The organism is Comamonas testosteroni (assembly GCF_000761245.1).
In the GTDB taxonomy this organism is placed as follows: domain Bacteria; phylum Pseudomonadota; class Gammaproteobacteria; order Burkholderiales; family Burkholderiaceae_C; genus Comamonas; species Comamonas testosteroni_C.
In genome coordinates this window covers 1-5,856 of sequence record NZ_AWOR01000085.1, presented here as the reverse complement: position 1 = coordinate 5,856, position 5,856 = coordinate 1, and the positions used below count along the sequence as shown (strand labels likewise).

Here is a 5,856-nt window from a genome sequence, read left to right as displayed (position 1 = left end):
AGTCTTTGAAAAGCCCAGCCTGGAAGGCCTGCTGCCCGCACAGCGTGCGACGCACGCGCCGCGCATACTGCTGCTGTATGGCTCGGTTCGTGACCGCTCCTATAGCCGACTGCTGACCGAAGAGGCGGCGCGACTACTGCGCAAGATGGGTGCCGAGACCAGGATCTTCGATCCGCGTGGCCTGCCGCAGCCCGATGGTGCCCCCGACGATCACCCGACGGTCAAGCAACTGCGTGAGCTGGCTGTGTGGGCCGAGGGCATGGTCTGGACCTCTCCAGAGCGTCATGGTGCCATGAGCAGCATCCTCAAAGCGCAGATAGACTGGATTCCTTTGTCCGCTGGTGCCGTGCGACCGACGCAAGGCAAGACATTGGCAGTAATGCAAGTCTCGGGTGGCTCGCAGTCCTTCAATGCGGTCAACCAGATGCGGGTGCTAGGTCGCTGGATGCGCATGATGGGGTCGCCTCAGAAAACGGAAAATAAAGCACGCTAAGCCCTTACTTACCCAGATGTTTGACTGTTCGTGGCACTTTCACCATGGCAATTGCAATTGCCCAACCCTTGCAAAATGCCGCACGCCTCTACAGATCGAGAGCCAGAACACTTCTCGCGCAAATCAACCAAGTGCCGTTTTAACTGCAACAGCGCGGACACACGCATTTCCACCTGTTGAATATGGGCCTCCAGCAGCGTGTTGACCTCCCCACAGTCCTGCATCGGGTTGTCTCGCAGACCCAGCAATGCGCGAATCTCGCTCAACGTCATGTCGAGCGAACGGCAATGACGGATGAATTGCAAGCGCTCAATGTGCGCCTCACCGTACAGCCGGAAGTTGCCACCGCTTCGCGCTGGCTTCGGCAGTAGCCCTTCCTTCTCGTAGTAGCGGATGGTCACGACCTCGCACCCAGAGCGCTTGGCGAGGTCGCCAATTCTGATTTCCATGCATCAATCTCCAATTATCACTTGACTCTATAGTGACTATAGAGATTTTAATGGAGGCTGAATAGAAGATTTTCAGGAGTTACTCATGAGCGAATGCGCTTCAAAGGGGTGTGGCTGCACGACTGAGCCGATCATCCAACCCACGGCACCGGCCCCGCTGGCAACCGGATCGGCTCAAGCGGTGTACCGCATCGAGAACATGGATTGCCCGACCGAAGAGGCGCTGATCCGAAGCAAACTGGCCGGTCTGGCGGGGGTGGCGGGTCTTGAATTCAACCTGATGCAACGTACCTTGGCCGTGCGACACGAATTGCCTTCGTTGTCTCCCGTCGAGCAGGCGCTGAAGGCCATCGGCATGCAAGCTGTGCGCATGGATCAGGCGTCGGCCGAGCAGACGACCAAGCTGTCCATTGCCAAGATGGATTGCCCGACCGAAGAGACGTTGATCCGCAACAAGCTCGGCACCGTGGCCGGTGTTGCTGATCTCGATTTCAACCTGATGCAGCGCACGCTGTCGGTACGCCATGCGAACCAGGTTCTGCCAGACGTGCTCGTGGCACTGCAAGCGCTTGGATTCGAGGCGCAGGTCGTGGACACGGCAGAGGTCGCATCTCCATCCGCCGCCCCTGTGACCACGCCGACCAACTGGTGGCCGCTGGGCATCTCCTTGGTCACTGCATCGGCGGCCGAGGCGGTCTACTGGCTCCACAACGGCAATCACTGGTCGGTTGTCGTTCTGGCGCTTGTCGCGGTCTTCACGGGTGGCCTCTCCACCTACAAGAAGGGGTGGATTGCGCTCAAGAACCGTAATCTCAACATGAACGCCCTCATGTCGATTGCGGTCACGGGTGCCATGTTGATCGGCCACTGGCCCGAAGCGGCAATGGTGATGGTACTGTTCGCGCTGGCCGAGGTAATCGAAGCCAAATCGCTGGATCGCGCTCGTAACGCTATCCGTGGCCTGCTCGACCTGACCCCGGAACAGGCCACGGTACAGCAGGCTGACGGCACATGGCGCGAGGTGGGCGCCAAGCAAATCACCATCGGCGCCCGCGTCCGGGTCAAACCAGGTGAGCGCATCGCCCTTGATGGTGAGGTGCTGGAAGGCCGCTCTGCCGTCAACCAAGCCCCGATCACGGGTGAAAGCCTCCCGGTCGAAAAATCCCCCGGTGATTCGGTGTTCGCTGGCACGATCAACGAATCCGGCTCGTTCGAGTACCGCGTCACCGCCTTGGCCAACAACTCCACTTTGGCCCGGATCATTCACGCGGTAGAGGCTGCGCAAGGTAGTCGTGCGCCGACTCAGCGTTTTGTCGATCAGTTCGCCCGCTGGTACACCCCCGTTGTATTCGGCGTTGCCATCGCCGTCGCGTTGTTGCCGCCGCTGTTCATGGGTGCGGCATGGCTCGACTGGATCTACCGTGCATTGGTTCTGCTGGTGGTCGCCTGCCCGTGCGCACTGGTGATCTCTACACCGGTCAGCATCGTCAGCGGCCTGGCCGCCGCCGCCCGCCACGGCATTCTCATCAAAGGTGGCGTCTATCTGGAAGAAGGCCGCAAGCTGCGCTGGCTGGCTCTGGACAAGACCGGCACGATCACGCACGGCAAGCCCGCACAGACCGACTTTGTCACATGGGGCAATGCACTCGCCTCGGACAGCCGCAGCATCGCTGCCAGTCTGGCGGCCCGCTCGGACCATCCTGTATCCAAGGCGGTGGCACAGGCCGCGCAGACGGACGGGGTTGCCTTGCTCGACGTGGCCGAATTCAACGCGCTGCCCGGTCGGGGTGTGCAAGGCCAAATCAACGGTGCGACCTACCATCTGGGCAACCACCGGATGCTCGAAGAGCTGGGGCAGTGCACACCAGAGCTGGAGCAGCGCATCGCTGCGCTGGAAACCGCTGGCAAGACCGTCGTGATGTTGGTAGGCGCAAAGGCGGTACATGCCTTATTCGCCGTAGCGGACACCATCAAGGACAGCAGCAGGACCGCCATCGCCGAGCTGCACGCACTGGGCATCAACACCATGATGCTGACCGGCGACAACCCCCATACGGCACAGGCCATTGCCGCACAAGCCGGAATCGACCGTGCGCAAGGCAACCTACTCCCAGATGACAAATTGCGCGAAGTGGAGCAACTGGCCCGAAGCGGCAAGGTTGGCATGGTCGGTGATGGCATCAACGATGCCCCGGCCTTGGCGCGTGCGGACATCGGCTTTGCAATGGGAGCGGCTGGCACAGATACCGCAATCGAGACCGCCGACGTGGCCCTGATGGACGACAACCTGCGCAAGATTCCGACCTTCGTGCGCCTGTCGCGTGCGACGGCGCAGGTGCTGATGCAAAACATTGTGCTGGCCCTTGGCATCAAGGCAGTATTTCTGGTGCTGACCTTCACGGGTCAAGCGACCATGTGGATGGCGGTGTTTGCTGATATGGGGGCCAGCTTGCTCGTCGTTGGCAATGGCTTGAGGCTGTTGCGCAAATGAGCTGGAAATTCTTTCTCTACGACTGGGGTGGTCTGAACATCGCGTTGTTCCAAGCCATCAACATGAGCACACCTGCAGCGCTGGAACCGCTGGCATCGTTCTTCAACCTTGTGATAGGCAACTACTGGACTGCACCACTGATGCTCTTGGCGATGTGGGGATGGTCAAAGTCGGCACCTGACCCAACGCGGGCCGATGCCATCCGGTACAGACTCAGAGTCTTTAGCGTGGCCTTTGCGTTGGCATTTCTCGTCGCCACCATCTTGAAGCTATGGATCGACTTTCCACGCCCGCCTGCCGTTTTTGGCGACATGGTGCGCGTTATCGGGGGCATCGAACGACACTACAGGCTGCCCAGCGGGCATGCCACCTATGCCGCGCTGGTGGTCGGCGCGCTCTGGCCTTTGATAGGCCGTCGTGGCCGCATCGGCTTGGTGTTGTACGCCGCATTGGTCGGTTGGTCACGCATCGCAGCCGGAATGCACTTTCCTGCCGATGTGCTGGCGGGGTGGGTACTTGGATTGAGTTGCACGGCGCTCGCCGGGTGGCTGATGCCGCTGGCCGTCCCTGTGTGGCAATCGGCTCGCCGCACATCGACTTGGGTCTGGTTCGCAGTGGCCGCCAGTGCTGTCATGACCGATCAGCTCGCAAAGTTCGCCATCACCCGCACGTTTGCCTACGGTGAACAGGTCGAAGTCACGCCCTTCTTCAACTTCGTCCATGTCCTGAATCCCGGCGCGGCATTCAGCTTTCTGGCGAACGCTGGCGGCTGGCAACGTTACTTTTTCATCACGCTGGGCCTGGTCGTTTCTGCTTGGCTGGGACGCATGCTGTGCCAGCAATTGCCCCGTCTCGAAGCGATGGGATACAGCCTGATCCTCGGCGGTGCGCTGGGCAATGTCGCGGATCGTGTGCTGCGTGGACAGGTTGTTGATTTCCTTGACTTCCATTGGCGACTTGCGCACTGGCCCGCCTTCAACCTCGCTGATGTGGCGATAACTATCGGAGCGCTCTGCCTGTTCTTGACGGTTGTACCGAAAAGCAGTAAAGGCACAGAGGCCGAGGTGTCCGGTTAAGCTATACCCTAACCTGATGTCAGATGCTTGGCGCAAAGCACGTCAGAATAGAGTTGTAGTTTGTATTTATTGACACAAGCCGCCAAGGGTAATGGATTTCATCCTGACACTTTTACCTTTGGAGGCACCTTGCAAGGTCAACGCATTGGCTATATCCGCGTCAGCAGCTTCGACCAGAACCCTGATCGGCAACTGGAGCAAATCGAAGTCGGTAAGGTATTCACCGATAAGGCTTCCGGCAAGGACACGCAACGTCCCGAACTTGAAAGGCTGCTGGCCTTTGTGCGCGAGGGCGACACCGTGGTGGTGCACAGCATGGACAGGTTGGCACGCAATCTCGATGACCTGCGCCGCATCGTTCAGGGGCTGACACAACGGGGCGTGCGGATGGAGTTTGTCAAAGAAGGGCTGGCGTTCACCGGCGATGACTCACCGATGGCCAATTTGATGCTGTCGGTCATGGGGGCTTTTGCGGAGTTCGAGCGCGCACTGATCCGCGAACGCCAGCGCGAGGGAATCGTGCTGGCCAAGCAGCGCGGTGCCTACCGGGGACGAAAGAAATCGCTGAACAGCGAACAAATTGCCAAGTTGAAACAGCGAGTCGCGGCAGGCGATCAAAAAACCTTGGTGGCCCGTGACTTCGGCATCAGTCGCGAAACCTTGTACCAGTACCTGCGGGAAGACTGATCATGCCGCGCCGCTCAATCCTGTCCGCCACCGAGCGCGAAAGCCTGCTGGCACTACCAGATGCCAAAGACGAACTGATACGGCACTACACGTTCAACGAAACCGACCTATCGGTGATCCGCCAGCGTCGCGGCGCTGCGAATCGATTGGGCTTCGCCGTGCAGCTTTGCTACTTGCGATTCCCTGGCATCTTCTTGGGCATCGATGAGCCTCCGTTTCCGCCCCTGTTGCGCATGGTGGCCGCACAACTCAAGGTGCCGGTGGAAAGTTGGAACGATTACGGCCAGCGCGAGCAGACGCGGCGGGAGCACTTGGTCGAGCTGCAAACGGTGTTCGGGTTCAAGCCCTTCACCATGAGTCACTACCGGCAAGCCGTGCATACATTGACCGAGCTGGCCTTGCAGACCGATAAAGGGATTGTGCTGGCCAGCACCCTTGTCGAAAACCTGCGGCGGCAGAGCATCATCCTGCCCGCCATGAATGCCATCGAGCGCGCGAGCGCCGAGGCCATCACCCGTGCCAACCGGCGTATTTACGCGGCGTTGACCGATTCTTTGTTATCGCTCCACCGTCAGCGCCTGGACGAACTTCTCAAGCGCAAGGACGGCAGCAAATTGACGTGGCTGGCATGGCTGCGCCAGTCGCCCGTCAAGCCGAACT

5 protein-coding genes and 1 pseudogene are annotated in these 5,856 nt (G+C 59.9%); 5 read left to right on the top strand and 1 reads right to left on the bottom strand.

Going from position 1 to position 5,856, the window contains the following annotated elements; translation table 11 throughout:
* A pseudogene (locus P353_RS24015) lies at positions 1-475 on the top strand (NAD(P)H-dependent oxidoreductase); the annotation flags it as partial.
* Positions 476-501: 26 nt separating this feature from the next.
* Here P353_RS24015 and cadR read toward each other — a convergent pair.
* Positions 502-942 (bottom strand): Cd(II)/Pb(II)-responsive transcriptional regulator, encoded by a 441-nt coding sequence (gene cadR / locus P353_RS24010; protein WP_003804130.1) that lies wholly within the window; start codon positions 940-942, stop codon positions 502-504.
* A gap of 85 nt (positions 943-1,027) precedes the next feature.
* On the opposite strand from cadR, the gene P353_RS24005 reads away from it, so the two are divergent.
* From P353_RS24005 to P353_RS23990, 4 genes are all read left to right on the top strand, one after another.
* Complete coding sequence (locus P353_RS24005) at positions 1,028-3,433, top strand: heavy metal translocating P-type ATPase (protein ID WP_034375348.1); 2,406 nt, start codon at positions 1,028-1,030, stop codon at positions 3,431-3,433.
* Positions 3,430-4,509, top strand: coding sequence for a signal peptidase II (lspA, locus tag P353_RS24000; protein ID WP_034375345.1), 1,080 nt, complete (start codon positions 3,430-3,432; stop codon positions 4,507-4,509). Before P353_RS24005 ends, lspA begins: the two co-directional genes overlap by 4 nt.
* Positions 4,510-4,638: 129 nt before the next feature.
* Positions 4,639-5,196, top strand: a complete 558-nt coding sequence (locus P353_RS23995) for a recombinase family protein (RefSeq protein ID WP_004213590.1) — start codon at positions 4,639-4,641, stop codon at positions 5,194-5,196.
* A gap of 2 nt (positions 5,197-5,198) precedes the next feature.
* On the top strand, positions 5,199-5,856 hold a 658-nt coding region (locus P353_RS23990), incomplete at its 3' end, for a DUF4158 domain-containing protein (protein WP_034375341.1).

Excerpts from the sequence above, each read along its gene's own strand:
- lspA (WP_034375345.1), top strand. The coding sequence starts at position 3,430 with ATGAGCTGGAAATTCTTTCTCTACGACTGGGGTGGTCTGAACATCGCG.
- cadR (WP_003804130.1), bottom strand. The coding sequence starts at position 942 with ATGGAAATCAGAATTGGCGACCTCGCCAAGCGCTCTGGGTGCGAGGTC.
- P353_RS24005 (WP_034375348.1), top strand. The coding sequence starts at position 1,028 with ATGAGCGAATGCGCTTCAAAGGGGTGTGGCTGCACGACTGAGCCGATC.